Source organism: Streptomyces sp. TN58 (assembly GCF_001941845.1).
Taxonomy (GTDB): Bacteria; Actinomycetota; Actinomycetes; order Streptomycetales; family Streptomycetaceae; genus Streptomyces.
This window is the reverse complement of the sequence record NZ_CP018870.1, coordinates 3,659,370-3,674,906: the sequence shown is the minus strand read 5'-3', so window position 1 is coordinate 3,674,906 and position 15,537 is coordinate 3,659,370. Positions and strand designations below refer to the sequence as shown.

Sequence of the window (15,537 nt, the reverse complement as noted above, 5' to 3'; positions counted from 1 at the left end):
CGTTTTCTTTACGCTTTCAAGATTTTACAGGGTGTGCGCGAGGGCGTATCCGGCGACCATCACTTTATGCGCGGAAGGGGCACCCGGCGCGTCGCGCCGCATGCCCCTTCCCGTGTCCAGGTCGCACCAGCCGTGTGTGGGCCGGTGCGGTCTGTCAGTCCTCGCTGCCGGCCGCCGGGAGCTTGCTCTGGATCAGGTCCATGACCGAGGAGTCGGCCAGCGTGGTGACGTCGCCGACCGCGCGGTTCTCCGCGACGTCGCGCAGCAGCCGGCGCATGATCTTGCCCGAGCGGGTCTTCGGCAGCTCCTGCACCGGCAGGATCCGCTTGGGCTTGGCGATCGGGCCGAGGGTGCTGCCCACGTGGTTGCGCAGTTCCGCGACCAGGCTGTCGGTCTCGGAGGCGCTGCCGCGCAGGATGACGAACGCCACGATGGCCTGGCCGGTGGTCTCGTCGGCGGCGCCGACCACGGCCGCCTCGGCGACCGACGGGTGCGAGACGAGCGCCGACTCGACCTCGGTGGTCGAGATGTTGTGGCCGGACACCAGCATCACGTCGTCCACCCGGCCCAGCAGCCAGATGTCGCCGTCGTCGTCCTTCTTGGCGCCGTCGCCGGCGAAGTACCTGCCCTCGAAGCGCGACCAGTAGGTGTCGATGAAGCGCTGGTCGTCGCCCCAGATGGTGCGCAGCATCGACGGCCACGGCTCGGTGAGGACCAGGTAGCCGCCCCCGCCGTCCGGGACCTCGTGCGCCTCGTCGTCCACGACGGTGGCGGCGATCCCGGGCAGGGCGCGCTGGGCGGAGCCCGGCTTGGTGTGGGTGACGCCCGGCAGCGGCGAGATCATCATCGCGCCGGTCTCGGTCTGCCACCAGGTGTCCACGATCGGGCAGCGGTCGCCGCCGATGTGCTTGCGGTACCAGACCCAGGCCTCGGGGTTGATCGGTTCGCCGACCGAGCCCAGGACGCGCAGGCTCGACAGGTCGAACTTCGCGGGGATGTCGTCGCCCCACTTCATGAACGTGCGGATGGCCGTGGGCGCCGTGTAGAGGATCGTGACGCCGTACTTCTGCACGACCTCCCAGAAGCGGCCCTGGTGCGGCGTGTCGGGCGTGCCCTCGTACATCACCTGGGTGGCGCCGTTCGCGAGCGGCCCGTAGACGATGTAGGAGTGCCCGGTCACCCAGCCGATGTCGGCCGTGCACCAGTAGACGTCGCTCTCCGGCTTCAGGTCGAAGACCGCGTGGTGGGTGTAGGCCGCCTGGGTGAGGTAGCCGCCGGAGGTGTGCAGGATGCCCTTGGGCTTTCCGGTCGTACCGGAGGTGTAGAGGATGAACAGCGGGTGCTCGGCGTCGAAGGCCTGCGGGGTGTGCTCGGCGGACTGGCGGGCGACCACCTCGTGCCACCAGACGTCGCGGCCCTCGGTGAAGGCGGTGTCCTGGCCGGTGCGGCGTACGACGAGCACGTGCTCGACCTGCGGGCACTTGGCGACGGCCTCGTCGATGGCGGGCTTCAGGGCGCTGGGCTTGCCGCGGCGGTACCCGCCGTCGGCGGTGATGACCAGCTTGGCGTCGGCGTCCTGGATGCGGGAGGCGACGGCGTCGGCGGAGAAGCCGCCGAAGACCACGGAGTGCGCGGCGCCGATGCGGGCGCACGCGAGCATGGCGACGACCGCCTCGGGGATCATCGGGAGGTAGACGGCGACGCGGTCGCCGGCCTCGACGCCCAGCTCGGTGAGGGCGTTGGCGGCCCTGGAAACTTCGTCCTTGAGTTCGGCGTAGGTGATCGCGCGGCTGTCGCCGGGCTCGCCCTCGAAGTGGATGGCGACGCGGTCGCCGTTCCCGGCCTCGACGTGGCGGTCCACGCAGTTGTACGCGACGTTCAGCCGGCCGTCGGCGAACCACTTCGCGAAAGGCGGGTTCGTCCAGTCGAGCGTCTCGGTCGGCTCGGTGGCCCAGGTCAGCCGCCGGGCCTGCTCGGCCCAGAAGCCCAGCCGGTCCGCGTCGGCCTGTGCGTACGCAGCCTCTTTCACATTGGCGGCGGCGGCCAGATCGGCGGGCGGTGCGAACCGCCGCTCCTCCTTGAGCAGATTGGCCAGGCTCTCATTGCTCACGACATCTCCCTTTCCCAGGGTGTCCGTTGTGTCCCCGGGCATAGCTCATCAGTCGGCGGCCCGGGTGACAAGGGGTAACCTGGAATTGGTTTAGACCTATATCACGCCAGCGGCCCGCACGAGAACGACGTGCGAAGGGCCCCTTCCCGCTGCGGGGTGCGGGAAGGGGCCGATCGGTGGCACGGATACCGGAGGGTATCGGTTCAGGCGCGCTGGCCGACGGTGTCGAAGACACGGCAGTCGAAGAAGTCCTCACCCTCCGACAGCAGGTACGCCTGGGCCTCGCCCACGTGGAAGTACATGCCGTGCAGCTCCAGGGTGCCCTCGGCGAGGCGCCTGGCCACCGATTCATGCGCCCTCAGGTGCTCCAGCTGCTGGACCACGTTGGTCAGGCACAGCTGCTCCACGGCGTCGGCGGGGAGCCGGCCCGAGATCCGGGCCCAGGCGTGGTGGCGACTGGCCATCCGCTCCAGGCTGGGCACTCCGTGCCGCAGCCAGCGTCGCAACGGGGTCGCCTCGACACCGGGTGCGGAGCTGAGCAGGGCCTGCATGGCCCCGCAGCCCGAGTGCCCGCAGACGGTGATGCTGTCGACCTTCAGCACGTCGACCGCGTACTCGATGGCAGCGGCGACGGAGTCGTCCGTGGACTCCGTACCGGGCAGCGGCACGAGATTGCCGACGTTGCGGACGGTGAACAGGTCTCCCGGGCCGCTCGCCGTGATCATGCTGGTCACCAGCCGCGAGTCCGCGCAGGTGATGAAGAGCTGCGAAGGCCGCTGTCCCTCGCGGGCCAGCCGGGCCAGCTCGTCCCGTACGTGGGGTGCGGTGTCCCGCTGGAAGGCGCTGATCCCGCTGGCCAGTTGGCCCGCGCCGCGCCGTCGGCGCGTCGGCGCGGAGTCCGGCGCCCCGCCGTCCCCGGCACCGTTCGCGCCGTCCGCGCCGTTCGCCCCGTCCGCGCCGTCCGCGGCACCGTTCGCCCGGTTCGAGGCCGCCTCGGCCGATGCCGCCATGGTCGCCGCCGTGGCCGGGGCCGTACGGGTACTCGTGGCGCGGTGGTCGCAGTGGTTCTGCCAGGGGGTCCAGGGGCGGCAGCACTGGTGCGTCCCGCGGTGCTGGCCGCGCCGGGACCGGTCCGCGTGGTGGCCGGCCTCGGCATGGCGGGTGTCGTCGCCGCGATCACCCCCGTGGACCCCGCCCGCTCCGTCTGCCGCGTCCGGCCCGTCGGGGGTCCCGGTCCCGTCGGCCGGGTCCGCCCCGTTGATCTGGGCGGCCTGCCCCGAGCGGCCGGTGACCTCCAGGGTTCCGCCGTGCGCCAGATGGGACTGCTGCCAGTCCTGGATGGTCTCGTAGGCCGCATGGTCCATGAAGGAGCCGTCGAGCTCGACCACGGCATGCACGTCGTGCGGGACCTGATTGAGCACCCGGCTCAGCCGCGGCACCGCGAGGAAGGTCAACTGCCCGCGCACCCGCACCCGGTGGACACCGCTGTCCAGCCGCTCCAGGGTGATCCGGGTCCGGGCGAGCCGGTGCAGCGCCAGTGCGACGGCCACCGCGATACCCACGGCCACGCCCTCCAGCACCCCGCCGAGCACCACACCCACGATGGTCGTGCCGTAGACCAGGGCCTCCCGGTGCCGGGTGACATTGCGCATGTGCGTGACGTTGACCATCTGCACGCCCACCGCCATCACCAGCGCGGCCAGCGCGGCCAGCGGGATCAGATCGAGCAGGGGGACCAGCAGGAAGGAGGCGAGCAGGACCCAGAAGCCGTGCATCATCGACGAATTCCGGCTGGCCGCCCCCGCCTTGACGTTCGCGACGCTGCGCACGGCAACCCCGGTGATGGGCAGACCGCCCAGGGCTCCGGAGACGATGTTCGCCGCGCCCTGCCCGCGCAGTTCCCGGTCGAGGTCGGCGCGCGGCGGGCGCTTGTCCGTACCCCGCTCGGAGGCGATCAGCTTGTCGGTGGCGACCGCGGAGAGCAGGGACTCCACGCTGCCGACCAGGGTGATGGTCAGGACGGCGGCGACGAGCCCGAGAACCGGGCCTTCGGGCATCTCGGGAAGGGCGTGGCTGCGCCAGGACGGCAGGTCCACCCGGGGCAGGCTCAGTCCGGCCAGTGCGGCGAACGCGGTGGCGGTCGCCACGGCCGCGAGGGGCGCCGGAACCTTGCGCAGGGCGCGACCGGCCCGCCCGGGCAGCCGTGGCCAGCCGAGCAGCACGACCAGGGTCAGTGCGCTGACTCCGAGCGCCGCGGGGTGCAGCTCCGCCAACTGGGCCGGGAGGCCCGCGACGTTCGCCACGGCGGAGCTCTGCGGTGTGCCGCCGAGCACGATGTGCAGCTGGGCCAGTGCGATGGTCACACCGATGCCGGCGAGCATGCCGTGCACGATGGCCGGGCTGACCATGAGCGCGGACCGGGCGGTGCGCAGGGCGGCCAGGCCGAGCTGGCAGGCGCCGGCGAGCACGGTGATGGCGCAGGTGGTGCGCCATCCGTACCGCTGGATCAACTCGGCGGTGACCACGGTCAGTCCGGCTGCGGGGCCGCTCACCTGGAGCGGAGCGCCGCCCAGGCGTCCGGCGACGATCCCGCCCACCGCGGCGGCGACCAGGCCCGCCTGGAGCGGGGCTCCGGTGGCCAGGGCGATGCCGAGGGAGAGCGGCATGGCGATCAGGAACACGGCTACGGAGGCGGACAGGTCCGCCGGGAAGTCCTTGCGGAGCCCTGCGGGGGTGGGGGTGAGGGAGGTGGCTGTCATCGGGTCCCGTCTCCTCTGGAGTGAGGGTCGAAGCGGCGGGAATGGCAACACTCGGTAAATGGACGGTAATGGAGAGTAAAGAGCGGTGGTGAAAAATTCGGGCAAATGGCTTACGAATTAGCACTCAAGGGTGATTAAGCATTTTGTCCGGCTTGTCATACCTTCCTCCCGGTGGACCGCATGGGACGTTGCGGCGCGGAAGTCCTGCGATGCAACTGCGAGGGAGAGGTGGGGCGGATGAGCGCCGCCACGAAGAAGATCGCCGGCGGCCTGGTCGCCACGGCGCTGGTCCTGGGCGTCGCCGGGTGCACTGCCTCGGAACCGGCGAAGTCCCCGCCCGCCGGCGGTCCGAACGCGCGCAAGGGCGCCGCGGAGGCGCCGGGAAGCGTCAACCGGCCCATCGGCGACGGCTCGACGGCGTACACCGGTCCGCAGCCCAACGTGGTCAAGCCGCAGAAGCTGAAGCCGGGCGAGAAGCCGCCGCAGTTCGTGGTGTTCTCGTGGGACGGAGCCGGCGAGGACAGCCAGAAGCTCTTCTCGCACTTCCGCGAGGTGGGCAGGAAGTACAACGCCCGCATGACGTACTTCCTCAGCGGTGTGTACATGCTTCCGGAGGAGAAGCGTTTCCTCTACACCGCTCCGCAGCACTCGCCCGGCCGTTCCGACATCGGTTTCGGCGACCTCCAGGGCATCAAGGACACGGCCGCCCAGGTCCGTGCGGCCTGGCTGGAGGGCAACGAGATCGGCACCCACTTCAACGGGCACTTCTGCGGGCCCGACGGCGGTGTCGGCACCTGGTCCGTGGACGAGTGGAAGAGCGAGATCGACCAGGCGAAGTCCTTCGTCAAGAACTGGAAGACCAACGCGGGCCTGAAGCAGGAGGCGGCGCTCCCCTTCGACTACGACAAGGAGCTCATCGGCGCCCGCACCCCCTGCCTCGAAGGCCAGAAGAACTTCATGCTGGCGGCGAAGGACATGGGCTTCCGCTACGACTCCAGCGGGATCAGCAAGCAGATCTGGCCCAAGAAGACGGACGGCCTCTGGGACATCCCGCTCCAGCTGGTGCCCATGCCGGGCCGTGCCTTCGACACGCTGAGCATGGACTACAACTACATGGTCAACCAGTCCGGTACGACCTCGCAGGGCGACCCCTCGCAGCACGCCTACTGGGGCGACCAGATGCGCGACGGACTGCGGCAGGCCTTCGACCGCGTCTACCAGGGCAACCGCGCCCCGCTGATCATCGGCAACCACTTCGAGTCCTGGAACGGCGGCACCTACATGCGTGCCGTCGAGGAGTCGATCAAGGGCATGTGCACCCAGAAGGAGGTCCGCTGCGTGCCCTTCCGTGAGCTGGTGGACTGGCTGGACGCCCAGGATCCGAAGGTCCTGGAGTGGATGCGCACCCTCGACGTCGGCGAGGCGCCGAAGGAGGGCTGGACGAAGTTCCTGACCGCGGGGCCGCCGGCGCCGCCGGCCGCCCCCGCCGGCGTCAAGCCGGCTGAGGAGCCGGCCGATGGGTCTGGGGACGAGGGCTGACGATCTCCTCGCCTGCGCCGCCGTCGAACGCGCCGAGGGTGTCGATGCCCTCGCGCAGGACGAAATCGGGGTCGACCTGGTCCGCCAGGTCGGCCCCGGTCTTGGCGTTGCCCCAGCTCTGCGCGTTCTTGAGGTGGAAGCTCACCATCTGCTCGGTGTAGCGGTCCCAGTCGCGGTGCGCGTACGAGTCGTCGGCGGCGTCCTGGAGCGCCTGGAGGGCGAACCGGTTGGTCGCCTCCAGCAGCTCGAAGGGGGCCGGGCGGCCCTTCTCCAGCGCCCGCACCCAGTCGGAGTGCCCGACGGTGACCAGCAGGTCCTCGCCCGCCTCGTCCTGGAGGAACTCGATGTCCTCGGGGCCCTGCACCTTGTTGCCGACGACCTTGAGCGCGACCCCGAAGTCCCGCGCGTACTCCTTGTACTGGCGGTAGACGGAGACGCCCTTGCGGGTCGGCTCGGCGACGAGGAAGGTCATGTCGAAGCGGGTGAACATGCCCGAGGCGAAGGAGTCGGAGCCCGCCGTCATGTCGACGACCACGTACTCGTCCGGCCCGTCGACGAGGTGGTTGAGGCACAGCTCGACCGCACCGACCTTGGAGTGGTAGCAGGCCACACCCAGGTCGGCCTCGGTGAACGGCCCGGTGGCCATGAGGCGTACGGGCTCCCCGTCGAGCAGGACCGTGCGCGCGCAGGCCTCGTAGACCGGGTTGTCCTCGGTGACGCGCAGCAGGCGTGAGCCGCGACCGGGCGGCGTGGTCTTGATCATCTTGTCGGCGGACGCGATGCGCGGATTGGATCCGCGCAGGTACTCCTTGATCAGCGGCAGGTGCGCGCCCAGGGCGGGCAGTGCGGCCGCCTCGTCCTCGGCGAGCCCGAGCGCCGCGCCCAGGTGCTGGTTGATGTCGGCGTCCACCGCGACGACGGAGGCTTCATTGGAGGCGAGGTGGCGGATGAAGAGGGAGGACAGCGTCGTCTTGCCGCTGCCGCCCTTTCCCACGAAAGCGATCTTCATGTTCACCAAGCGTAGTGGGTAAGTAGCACTGTGTTGTCAAGGTGAGTGAAGAAGACCACTCCAAGGAGGGGTCGGTGTCATGCCCGCGCAGTGCGTAGGCTCCCTACTTATGAGTAGCGCTTCTGACCCGTTGGCCGCCCTCGCCGGGCTGCCGGGTGTCGCCGATTCCGTGGATTCCGTACGCAAGGCCGTGGACCGGGTCTACGGGCACCGGGTGATGCGCCGCCGCAGCGGTGAGATCACCTCGGAAGCCGCCCTGCGGGGCGCCCGCGGCAGTGCTGCGCTGTCCGGAGCGGACTGGGCGCTGGAGGAGGTGCGGCGCAGGACCGACTTCGGCGCCGAGCCGGAGGCGCTGACCGTGGGCGCGGCCCTGCGCCTCACGGCGGAGGCCGGCCAGTTGCTGAGCATCTGGCGCCAGTCGCCGCTGCGGGTCCTGGCACGCCTGCACCTGGTGGCGGTCGGATCGACGGCCGTGGGGGACGTGGTGGGCCGCCCGCGCCTCGCTGGCGAGCCGGTGGCCGAGCCCCTGGTGGAGGCACCGCTGCCGGACGCCGACGAGGTGGCGGGCCGGCTGGACGGCCTGTCCCGGCTCATCATCGCGGGCGGTTCGGCCCCGGCCCTGGTCACGGCGGCGGTGGTGCACGGCGAACTGCTGGCCCTGCGGCCGTTCGGCTCGTACAACGGGCTGGTTGCGCGGGCGGCCGAGCGCATCGTCCTGATCAACAGCGGGCTGGACCCGAAGGCGATCTGCCCGGCAGAGGTGGGTCATGCCGAGCAGGGGGCCGAGGCCTACCTCGCGGCCTTCGACGGCTATCTCTCCGGTACGGCGGAGGGGATGGCCGCGTGGATCGGCCACTGCGGCCGTGCGATCGAACTCGGGGTGCGGGAGTCGACGGCGGTCTGCGAGGCCCTGCAGCGGGGCGCGGCCTGAGCCCTCGGCGGCTGGGGAACCCGGTCCGGGGCCGATCGTGTGGTGCCTGGACACGGGTTGCGGCGACACCGTCTTGCTCTGGTGTCGCCGCTGGCATTCACGCCCAGGTACCAAGCGTCCTCGAAGGTTGCCCATCAGGTCGGGTACTTTGCCCGTCACCTGGTGCGGCTGGCCCGTAATCGACGGGTCGACGTCGCGTGGGTGCTCGGCGTTCATGCTTCGGTCCGTGGGCCTTACTGCGTTTTAAAGATGATCCTCTCGGATGTTCTTTGGTCTCGCGGGCCGTTGCTTTATTTGTACTCCGCTTTGCTCCTATGCGAAACCCCTGGCTCCACTTTTTACTTTCCGGGACGAGCGGGGGCGAACCGGACAGTGCGAATCGGTGCGGGAGGCGGCAATCAGGCGGAGGCGGCCGACAGCGCCGCCCGGCGCCGGCTCGCGTACCAGACCAGCCCGGCAGTGGCGGCGGCAGCGCCCACCGCGGCCGCCGCGATCAGTGCCGGCCGGGCGGGCATCGACAGCCCCGGGAGGCGCTGCTTGAGCCGCACGGGCCGGTTGAAGACCAGGACCGGCCACTCCCGCGCCGCCGCCTCGCGGCGCAGCGCACGGTCCGGATTGACGGCGTGCGGGTGGCCGACCGCTTCCAGCATCGGGATGTCGGTCGCCGAGTCGCTGTAGGCGTAGCAGCGGGCCAGGTCGTAGCCCTCGGACTCGGCGAGCTCCCGTACGGCTTCCGCCTTGGTGGGCCCGTATGCGTAGTAGTCGATCTCGCCGGTGAAGCAGCCGTCCTCGCCCACGACCATGCGCGTGGCGACGACCCGGTCCGCGCCGAGCATCTCGCCGATCGGCTCGACCACCTCCGCTCCGGAGGTCGACACGATCACCACGTCGCGGCCGGCGGTGTGGTGGGCCTCGATCAGGGATGCGGCCTCGTCGTAGATGATCGGGTCGATGAGGTCGTGCAGGGTCTCGGCGACGATCTCCCGCACCTGCTGCACGTTCCACCCCTTGCAGAGGGCGGACAGGTACTCCCGCATCCGCTCCATCTGGTCGTGGTCGGCGCCTCCGGCCAGGAAGATGAACTGGATGTAGGCGGTGCGCAACACGGCCCGCCGGTTGATCAGGCCGCCTTGGTAGAAGGACTTGCTGAACGTCAAGGTGCTCGACTTGGCAATGACCGTCTTGTCCAGGTCGAAGAAGGCTGCGGTGCGAGGCGAGGAGTGCGGCAAGGGCTGATTTTCCACGCCCCGAGCATATGCGCCCACCATTCGGCGTAAGGTGTGGCGCGTGGGTTTGCCTGAGAGGGCTCTCGGGTACACCATGGAAGTCACGGATCGTTCGCGACCGTGCTAACCCGGTCTGGCTCCTCCCCCCCCGAGTCGGACCGTGGGGACGACCCCCGCTCTCCCCCCCGGCGGGGGTCGTCGCATGTCCGGACGCGGTTCGCGTCCCCGGCTTCGGCCCCGATCGACCATCGCTCCGGCCCTCCTCTTCTGTGCGGCCTGTCTGCCGCAGGCCCTCACCACGTCGAACTCGTGACGCTGCGTAGTGGTTCCGCCGCGCTCCGGAACTCACCTGCGAGGGTGACCGGGTTATTCACAATCGAGGGGTTGTCCACAGTTATTGGGCAAGATCCACTTCTTTTTCCCGATCGCTGCACGGTGATTCCAGCCGCGAAGTCCGCGGTGCTGGGATTTGCAGTGAGAAGGGGGCGGAGATCGTGGCTCGATCGAAGTCGTGCGAAACGCCGAAGACCGCGATGACCGGAAGGGCGGCGGGGGCGGGGGGAGCGGCCGCAGCGGCCGGCGCGACCGCGCCCGCCGCACGCCGGCCGCTGATCATCACCGAAGATCCGCTGCTGCTCGACGACTTGCTGAGGCTGTGCGCGGCGGCGGGGGCCGATCCGCACGTGCTCCACGCGGCGCCGGGGCGCGGCGGCCGGGCCGGGGAAGCGGAGGCCGCGGCCCTCGGCGGGGAGGGCGATGGGTCCGATTCCGCAACTGGCTTCAATCGTGGGGCAGTTGGCTGGGATTCGGCGCCGCTGGTGCTGGTCGGTGACGATGCCGCGCGGCACGTACGGGGTGCGCCGCGCAGGGCCGGGGTCTTCCTCGTCGGGCGGGACCTCGACGACCCCCTCGTGTGGCAGCGGGCCGTGGAGATCGGCGCCGAGGAGGTGCTGCGCCTCCCCGATGCCGAGAGCCGGCTCGTGGACCGGATCGCCGATGTCGTCGAAGGGGCCGGACGGCCCGCGCTCGCCGTCGGCGTGATCGGAGGCAGCGGCGGCGCGGGCGCCTCCACCCTCGCCTGCGCCCTCGCCGTCCGGGCCGCCCGCGCCGGCGAGCGGACCATGCTCATCGACGGCGACCCCCTCGGCGGGGGCATGGACGTGCTGCTCGGGGGCGAGGGTGCGGAAGGACTGCGCTGGCCGGACTTCGCGGCCTCCCGGGGACGCGTGGGCGCCGGAGCGCTGGAGGAGTCCCTGCCCGAACTGCACGCGCTGCGGGTGCTCAGCTGGGACCGCGGGGACCGGGTGGTCGTGCCGCCCGCCGCCGTCCGCTCGGTGGTGGCCGCGGCACGCCGCCGGGGAGGTGTCGTCGTGGTGGACCTCCCGCGCCGGGTGAACGAAGCCGTGGCCGAGGTGCTGTCCCAACTCGACCTGGTGCTGATGGTCGTCCCCGGCGAGTTGCGGTCGGTCGCCGCGGCGGGCCGGGTGGCCGCCGGAGTGCGGATGGCGGCCCGGGACGTCCGCGTCGTCGTACGCGGCCGCTGCCCGGGCGGGCTCGAACCGGAGGACGTGGCCGGGCTGCTGGGCGCGCCGCTGGCCGGTGAGGTGCCCGTCGAGGTGGGACTGCCGGGACGGGTGGCCGAAGGGGAACCGCCGGGATCGCAGGCGCGCGGCGCCCTGGCCCGCTTCTGCGACGGCTTCTGGCAGCGGGCCCTCGGCGCCGCCCAGGGGGTGCCGGCATGAGCGCGGTACTGCTGGACGCGGTGCGCAGGCGGCTCGCCGAAAGCGGGGCTGAGCCGACCCCGGCGCGGGTGGCCGCGGCCCTGCGCGCCCAGGGCCGACTGCTGGGCGACGAGGAAGTGCTGGGTGCGGCAGCGGAGTTGCGCTCCGAACTGGTCGGCGCGGGTCCGCTGGAGCCGCTGCTGGCCGATCCGGAGGTGACCGACGTGCTGGTGGCGGCCCCCGACCGGGTGTGGGTGGACCGCGGCGGCGGGCTGGAGCTGACCGGGGTGACCTTCACGGACGCGGGGGCCGTGCGCAGGCTCGCCCAGCGGCTGGCCGCCGTGGCCGGCCGGCGTCTGGACGACGCCCGCCCGTGGGTGGACGCCCGGATGCCCGACGGCACACGGCTGCACGCCGTGCTGCCGCCGGTCTCGGTCGGCTCGGCCTGTCTGTCGCTGCGGGTGGTGCGGCCGCGGGCGTTCACGCTGGATGAGCTCGTCGAGGCGGGCACGCTGCCCCCCGGCGGTCAGCGGCTGCTCCGGGACATGGTCGAGGCCCGGCTGTCGTTCCTCGTCTCCGGTGGGACGGGAACAGGCAAGACCACCCTGCTCAGCGCCCTGTTGGGGCTGGTGGGACCCGGCGAGCGGATCGTGCTGGCGGAGGACTCGGCTGAGCTGCGCCCCGACCATCCGCACGTGGTGCGGCTGGAGACCCGCCCGGCGAACCAGGAGGGGGCCGGACTGGTCACCCTGGCGGACCTGGTCCGCCAGGCACTGCGGATGCGCCCCGACCGGCTGGTGGTCGGCGAGGTGCGGGGCGCCGAGGTCGCGGACCTGCTCGCCGCGCTCAACACCGGCCACGAAGGCGGGTGCGGCACGGTGCACGCCAATGCCGCCGCGCATGTCCCGGCCCGGTTGGAGGCGCTGGGGACGGCCGCCGGGCTCGACCGTGGGGCTCTGCACAGCCAGTTGGCCGCGGCGCTGACCCTGGTACTGCACCTGGTCCGGGACCGGGAGGGGCGGCGCAGGGTGGCCGAGGTCCATGTGCTGGAGCGGGACACCGCCGGACTGGTGGTGACCGTACCGGCGCTGAGGTGGGCTGCCCGGGGTTTCGTGCGGGAGCAGGGCTGGGACCGGCTGCGTCCGCTGCTGCGAGGTGTCCGGTGAGTGCCGCGGCGGGGCTGTCGCTGCCGCAGTTCGCAGGGCTGTTGTGCGCGGGTGCGGCCGTCTGGGGCATCGCCGGGCGGGACGTGGTGTCACGGCGGTCCCGGGTGGTGTTCGCCGGCGCGGGGAGGCCGCTCGTGTGCGGGCCGCCGCGCCGGGCGCTGCTGCTGGGCGCCGTCCGGGTGCGGGCCGTCCGGTGGCGGGAGTGGGCCTGCCTCGGGGCCGGGCTGGTGGTCGCGCTTCTGGGCGGATCGGTGTTCCCCCTGCTGGCGGGAGGAGCCGCGGTGCCACTGGTGCGGCGGTGGCTGCGGCTGCGGGCGCGCGAGCGGGCCCGGTCCGCGCGGGCCGCCGAGGTGGTGGCCCTGTGCGGGGCGGCGGTGGGCGAGCTGAGAGCCGGGGCCCAGCCAGGGCAGGCGTTGATGGCGGCGCTGAGGCGGACGGCCGCGGGTCCGGGTGGGCCGGGCGCGGCGGAGGCGGGCGTGCTGGCCGCCGCGGCGTTCGGCGGGGATGTCCCCGGGGCGCTGCGGCAGGCGGCGCGGGAGCCCGGTGCGGAGGGGCTGGCCGGGATGGCCGCCTGCTGGCGGGTGTCGGTGGACGGCGGTGCGGGACTGGCCGCCGGGCTGGACCGGCTGGAGGGGGCCCTGCGGGCCGAACGGGACCGTCAGGAGTCGCTGCGGGCCCAGCTGGCGGGGGCGCGGTCGACGGTGCTGGTGCTCGCCCTGCTGCCGCTGGTGGGTCTGTTGATCGGTACGGGACTGGGCGCGGATCCGCTGCGGGTCCTGCTGCACACGCCGATGGGGTGGGGCTGCCTGCTGGCGGGCGGCGTGCTGGAGGCGCTGGGGCTGCTGTGGTGCCGGCGGATCGTCCGGGCGGGCGAGCGGTGATGGCCGGCTTCTTTGTCCACAGGCTGGGGATCGTCCTGGGCCTGGCGGTGGCGCTGTGGATGGTGTCGGCGGTGGTGGCGCGGCTCGGGGCGCACACGGTCCGGCGCAGAGCCGCCGTGCTGTTGGGAGCGCCGCCGCGTGCCCGTGGACCGGCGTTCGGTGCCGGCCTGCGGGGTGCGGCGGTGGTGTGGGCCGGTCCGGTCGGGGCGCTGCTGGCCGGCTGGGTGCTGGTCGGCGGGTTGGCCGGAGTGGCCCTGGGCTGTCTGACCGCGTTCGCGGTGCGGCGCCGGCAGGCACGGCCGCGGCCGCCGGCAGAGGTGGACCCGCGGGAGGTGGAGCGCCAGCTGCCGTTCGCCGCAGACCTGTTGGCTGCGTGCCTGGCGGCCGGCGCCGGGCCCGTGGAGGCCGCCGAGGTGGTGGGGGAGTCGCTGGGGGGACCGGTGGGCGAGCGGCTCGCGACCGCCGGTGCGGAGCTGCGGCTCGGCGGCGAACCGGGCTCCGGGTGGGGGAGGCTGGCGGAGATACCGGGTGCCCGGGCGCTCGCCGACTGCCTGGAGCGTGCCGCGCGGACCGGGGCGCCCGCGGCGGAGCCGATGTCCCGGCTCGCTTCCGGACTCCGGGAGGAGCGGGCCCGCCGGGCGGGAGCCAGGGCCCAGCGGGCGGCCGTCCTCGTCACCGCCCCGGTCGGGCTGTGTTTCCTCCCCGCATTCCTCTCCATCGGGGTCGCTCCGGTCGTGATCGGAATGGCCTCGGGACTTCTCTCAAGCACCTGACGGCGCATTGGCCCCACATCGACAACGGAAATACACAGGAGGTTGTTATGAGGATCATCTGGTCGCGCGTGCGGACGGCGTTCGGCGGTCGCAGCGGTGACGCGGGGATGTCCACGTCGGAATACGCCATGGGAACGATCGCGGCCTGCGCATTCGCCGCTGTTCTCTACAAGGTGGTGACGAGTGAGGTCGTGGCCACGGCCCTTCAGTCCACCATCGGGAAGGCGCTCGATGTGCCGTTCTGACGGGAAGTCCGGACCAGGCCGCGGAATGCGGGACCGCGGATATGTGACCGCGGAGGCCGCCCTGGTGATTCCGGCCCTGGTGCTCTTCGCGGCCATGCTGGTGTGGGCCCTGATGGCGGCCGCCGGACAGATCCGGTGCGTGGACGCGGCCCGGGCCGGTGCCCGGGCGGCGTCCAGGTCCGAGCCCGTGGAGGTGGCGGTGGCGGCGGCACGCGAGGCCGCGCCGCCGCACGCACAGGTGGATCTGGAGCGGGTCGGCGACCTCTGGCGGGTCCGGGTGGAGGCTCCCGTTCCGGGGCCGGCGGGGATCCCGCTGCGGCTGGGCGCACAGGCGGTGGCCCTCGCCGAGGACAGCGTGGGGCCGCCGCCGTGAGCCGGGACCGGGGCTCGGCCACGGTCTGGGCGGCACTCACCGCGACGGTGCTGGGGGCGGTGTTCGCCGGGGTGCTGCTGCTCGGCCAGGCCGTGGTGGCCCGCCACCGGGCGGCGGCGGCCGCGGACCTGGCGGCGCTCGCGGCGGCGGCCACCTGGGCGCACGGCCCGGACGACGCCTGCGCGGCGGCGCACCGGGTCGCCCGGGCGCAGGGGGCGGAGGTCTCGGGCTGCCGCCTCGGGGGCGAGGTCGCCGAGGTGGAGGCCCGGGTAGCGGCGGGCTCCTTCACGCCCCGGATACGGGCCCGAGCGGGCCCGCCCCGGGAACCGCCAGGCCCCGTCCGGGACAGGCCGTGAGCCGGTCCGCCGAGCCAGGCGAGCCGCGGCGCTCGCGCTGGACAGGCCCGGCCGAGCGCCGTCGGCCGGGCCCCGAGGTGGGGCGGGCGTGTCATCCGCACGGGCGGGTGGACCGGCCGGCCGGCGGGCAGGCCGGGCGGCGCTGGGGCAATCCGTGGCTCGGGGCCTGCGGGCCCGCCGAGGGCCTGCACCGGGCAGGGCGAGGTACGTCGTACGGGCCGCTGGTCCGTGGCCGGCGTGTCGGCCGGGCCGCGGCTGAAGGCGTGCCCCGGCCGGGCGGGCGGGGCGACAGCCGGCCGGGGCGGCCCGGGCTCGGGTCGGCCGGGCTCGCGTACGGGCGGGTGGGACGTCGGGCGGAGCGCTCGGCGAGTGCCGTGAGGGCCGTCCGGGAGTCCGCAGGGCACCGGCACCGGGGGCTCCCGGGCGCGCCGCGAGGGAGGCGCCCAGG

Annotated in this window: 13 protein-coding genes; 9 read left to right on the top strand and 4 right to left on the bottom strand. The window is 72.8% G+C overall.

What is annotated here, in order from left to right:
- Positions 1-154: 154 nt before the first annotated feature.
- Both acs and BSL84_RS16565 read right to left on the bottom strand, forming a co-directional pair.
- Positions 155-2,152, bottom strand: a complete 1,998-nt coding sequence (gene acs, locus BSL84_RS16570) for an acetate--CoA ligase (protein ID WP_199816099.1) — start codon at positions 2,150-2,152, stop codon at positions 155-157.
- Positions 2,153-2,313: 161 nt separating this feature from the next.
- Positions 2,314-4,869, bottom strand: a complete 2,556-nt coding sequence (locus BSL84_RS16565) for a SulP family inorganic anion transporter (protein WP_075970640.1) — start codon at positions 4,867-4,869, stop codon at positions 2,314-2,316.
- 237 nt (positions 4,870-5,106) lie between these two features.
- Between BSL84_RS16565 and BSL84_RS16560 the strand changes: the two genes are divergently transcribed.
- The gene (locus tag BSL84_RS16560; protein WP_037662204.1) at positions 5,107-6,408 is read left to right on the top strand and encodes a lipoprotein; all 1,302 of its coding nucleotides are present in this window, start codon (positions 5,107-5,109) and stop codon (positions 6,406-6,408) included.
- On the opposite strand, the gene BSL84_RS16555 is transcribed toward BSL84_RS16560, so the two are convergent.
- A complete protein-coding gene (locus BSL84_RS16555; RefSeq protein ID WP_079273215.1) occupies positions 6,362-7,417 on the bottom strand; it encodes an ATP-binding protein in 1,056 nt (351 codons plus the stop codon). The two genes, BSL84_RS16560 and BSL84_RS16555, sit on opposite strands and share 47 nt — an antisense overlap.
- A 109-nt stretch (positions 7,418-7,526) precedes the next feature.
- Between BSL84_RS16555 and BSL84_RS16550 the strand changes: the two genes are divergently transcribed.
- Positions 7,527-8,348 (top strand): oxidoreductase, encoded by an 822-nt coding sequence (locus BSL84_RS16550; RefSeq protein WP_075970639.1) that lies wholly within the window; start codon positions 7,527-7,529, stop codon positions 8,346-8,348.
- A 398-nt stretch (positions 8,349-8,746) separates the two neighbouring features.
- Here BSL84_RS16550 and BSL84_RS16545 read toward each other — a convergent pair whose 3' ends face one another.
- Positions 8,747-9,616: an HAD-IB family hydrolase gene (locus BSL84_RS16545; RefSeq protein ID WP_045320829.1), complete on the bottom strand. Its 870-nt coding sequence runs from the start codon at positions 9,614-9,616 to the stop codon at positions 8,747-8,749.
- A gap of 491 nt (positions 9,617-10,107) precedes the next feature.
- Between BSL84_RS16545 and ssd the strand changes: the two genes are divergently transcribed.
- Genes ssd through BSL84_RS16510 form a run of 7 tightly spaced genes read left to right on the top strand, consistent with a single transcriptional unit; the run spans position 10,108 to position 15,089 of the window.
- On the top strand, positions 10,108-11,316 hold the full coding sequence (gene ssd / locus BSL84_RS16540; RefSeq protein WP_075970638.1) for a septum site-determining protein Ssd: 1,209 nt from the start codon (positions 10,108-10,110) through the stop codon (positions 11,314-11,316).
- Positions 11,313-12,461: a TadA family conjugal transfer-associated ATPase gene (locus tag BSL84_RS16535; protein ID WP_075970637.1), complete on the top strand. Its 1,149-nt coding sequence runs from the start codon at positions 11,313-11,315 to the stop codon at positions 12,459-12,461. Before ssd ends, BSL84_RS16535 begins: the two co-directional genes overlap by 4 nt.
- Positions 12,458-13,342: a type II secretion system F family protein gene (locus BSL84_RS16530; protein ID WP_079273214.1), complete on the top strand. Its 885-nt coding sequence runs from the start codon at positions 12,458-12,460 to the stop codon at positions 13,340-13,342. Before BSL84_RS16535 ends, BSL84_RS16530 begins: the two co-directional genes overlap by 4 nt.
- Entirely contained in the window at positions 13,342-14,115 is a 774-nt protein-coding gene (locus BSL84_RS16525; RefSeq protein ID WP_075972125.1) for a type II secretion system F family protein, read from the top strand. Before BSL84_RS16530 ends, BSL84_RS16525 begins: the two co-directional genes overlap by 1 nt.
- A gap of 47 nt (positions 14,116-14,162) precedes the next feature.
- A complete protein-coding gene (locus BSL84_RS16520; RefSeq protein WP_075970636.1) occupies positions 14,163-14,360 on the top strand; it encodes a DUF4244 domain-containing protein in 198 nt (65 codons plus the stop codon).
- Positions 14,347-14,733, top strand: coding sequence for a TadE family type IV pilus minor pilin (locus BSL84_RS16515; protein ID WP_030034324.1), 387 nt, complete (start codon positions 14,347-14,349; stop codon positions 14,731-14,733). The genes BSL84_RS16520 and BSL84_RS16515 overlap by 14 nt, the downstream gene beginning before the upstream one ends.
- A complete protein-coding gene (locus tag BSL84_RS16510; protein ID WP_075970635.1) occupies positions 14,730-15,089 on the top strand; it encodes an Rv3654c family TadE-like protein in 360 nt (119 codons plus the stop codon). Before BSL84_RS16515 ends, BSL84_RS16510 begins: the two co-directional genes overlap by 4 nt.
- The last annotated feature ends 448 nt before the right edge of the window (positions 15,090-15,537 follow it).